Annotated in this window: 1 pseudogene; it reads left to right on the top strand. The window is 58.3% G+C overall.

The features are described from left to right. Positions 1 to 314 (top strand): annotated as a pseudogene (locus tag HU729_RS25555) (hypothetical protein); the annotation flags it as partial. Positions 315 to 703 lie beyond the last annotated feature (389 nt).

Here is a 703-nt window from a genome sequence, read left to right as displayed (position 1 = left end):
GAAAAACCCGCCTTCTGGCGGGTTTTTTCGTTTTGGCGTTTAGCGGGTTCCGAGCCATGGTGTGCAGCGCGCTGGTCGAGTCCGGGTTGTGGTCGGAGACGGCTATCGAGCGGCAGATGAGCCACAAGGAGCGCAACAACGTGCGCGCAGCCTATACCCACAAGGCCGAGTTCCTCGAAGAGCGCCGGATGATCATGACCTGGTGGAGTCGGTTTCTAGAGGCGAACCGCGAGGACCATATGACGCCGCATGAGTTTGCCAAGCAGACGGGCGAGAACGTCACGCGCCTTCGCAGTGCCAAGAGGACCGAGTAACCCGCCGCACCACCACCTCAACTCGCTGTGAAGTTACCCACAGCACCGCATGAAGCTCCTCCGCGCGGGTCCATTCAAACGGGGCTGCAAAGCCGCCCCGTTTGAATGGACCATACCTAAGAAAAAAAACCGCTGGCACAGCGTACGTCTGTGGAAAACCACAGATGTCCACCGGGGGATAGTTTTATCCACAGGCGCTAAATCCCTGAAATCGCTTTGCTTGACGAATATTGTCCACAGGCGTAGACAGTGAGTTGCAAGCGCTGTCGATGACAGCACCCCAGGTGACCCGAACCTTCAAGGTCACGCCGCTCCCGCGGTGGTTCTCCCCAAGGGCGATTAGCATTCGGCAGCTCGCCCGGTCACTACCCATGTGATGGATGCTCTTA

Source organism: Pseudomonas sp. RW10S2 (assembly GCF_014268985.1).
Taxonomy (GTDB): Bacteria; Pseudomonadota; Gammaproteobacteria; order Pseudomonadales; family Pseudomonadaceae; genus Aquipseudomonas; species Aquipseudomonas wayambapalatensis.
The sequence above is the reverse complement of the archived record's forward strand: the minus strand, read 5'-3'. Positions and strand labels throughout refer to the sequence as shown.